General features: G+C 34.6%; 4 protein-coding genes. All 4 read left to right on the plus strand.

Features of this window, described 5'->3' with window-relative positions; all coding sequences use genetic code 11:
• The first annotated feature begins 80 nt into the window (after window positions 1-80).
• Window positions 81-215, plus strand: coding sequence for a DUF3789 domain-containing protein (locus LJD34_RS15935; RefSeq protein WP_003865509.1), 135 nt, complete (start codon window positions 81-83; stop codon window positions 213-215).
• Window positions 216-437, plus strand: a complete 222-nt coding sequence (locus LJD34_RS15940) for a hypothetical protein (RefSeq protein ID WP_002323342.1) — start codon at window positions 216-218, stop codon at window positions 435-437.
• 79 nt (window positions 438-516) lie between these two features.
• Window positions 517-795: a hypothetical protein gene (locus tag LJD34_RS15945; protein ID WP_225305307.1), complete on the plus strand. Its 279-nt coding sequence runs from the start codon at window positions 517-519 to the stop codon at window positions 793-795.
• 93 nt (window positions 796-888) lie between these two features.
• On the plus strand, window positions 889-1,090 hold a 202-nt coding region (locus LJD34_RS15950; protein WP_227360360.1), incomplete at its 3' end, for a conjugal transfer protein.

Here is a 1,090-nt window from a genome sequence, read left to right on the forward strand (position 1 = left end):
TCACAGAAAAGCATGAAATGATAATCAAACAGCAGACGACCCCTGCAAAAGATTTAGTAGAAAGTTAGGAGTGATGAAAAATGTGGGTATTATTGAAAGATTTCCTGCTGGTATCTATGGGAATGGGTATTGGCGTAGTCTTGATGTGTATTTTGAATGTTGGCAAAGAAGCTGACTATAAAATGAAACAATTAGAAGAAAGCGAGGACAATTAAATGAATTTCGGACAAAATTTATATCAATGGTTTTTATCAAACGCACAGAGCTTAGTGCTTATGGCGATTGTGGTTATCGGTATCTACTTAGGTTTCAAGCGTGAGTTTTCCAAACTTATCGGCTTCTTGGTAGTTGCCTTGATTGCTGTCGGCTTGGTATTCAATGCTGGCGGTGTGAAAGATGTACTGTTAGAGCTGTTCAATAAGATTATCGGTGCATAAATTGTTGTAAAGCATACATAGAAGTGCTATAATACCCCACAAATAGCAGATATTATAATTTTATATGGGAAGTGATATTGTGGAACTTATTAAAGATATTGTAAAATATTTAAGTAGTGGATTAGTAGAATATTTCTTAGAATGTAGAGTTAGCGACAAAAGACAAGAATATTTTAGTAATAAAGGTGGAAAATGGGCGAAATTCTGTTTCTATATGTCGTTAATAGTTTCTATCCTTCTAATAATCATAGGTATTGTTGGATTAGTAAAAAAGAAAAGTATAAGTATTTTCTTTTTGATTGCAGGTATGGGTATCGCTTTGTTTATGCTGGTTGACTGGGGAACGTCAAAAAAATAATTTTCTATGCAATACAGTTTAATAACTTTTAAAGCAGTTAATCTTAGGATTGACTGCTTTTTTCTTACCAAAATTTCAGATTGGAGTGATGAAATGAGCGATATTTTTAAGGATATGCAGGCAAACGTCAGCTGTGAATACATTTCCGACCTGCCCTCTTACAAGCGTAAGGTGTGGCAGGAAATGAAACGGCTGAACCCTGCCGACTATGAAGAAAGACAGTTAGAAGATTTTTCAAAATATGTGTTTGGTATGTCGTACCAGACCTTAAAAGATGTGATGAAACAACAGAAAG

The sequence above is a fragment of the Faecalibacillus sp. MSK20_93 genome (assembly GCF_020589945.1).
Taxonomy (GTDB): Bacteria; Bacillota_I; Bacilli_A; order Erysipelotrichales; family Coprobacillaceae; genus Faecalibacillus; species Faecalibacillus intestinalis.

Excerpts from the sequence above, each read along its gene's own strand:
- LJD34_RS15935 (WP_003865509.1), top strand. The coding sequence starts at position 81 with ATGTGGGTATTATTGAAAGATTTCCTGCTGGTATCTATGGGAATGGGT.
- LJD34_RS15940 (WP_002323342.1), top strand. The coding sequence starts at position 216 with ATGAATTTCGGACAAAATTTATATCAATGGTTTTTATCAAACGCACAG.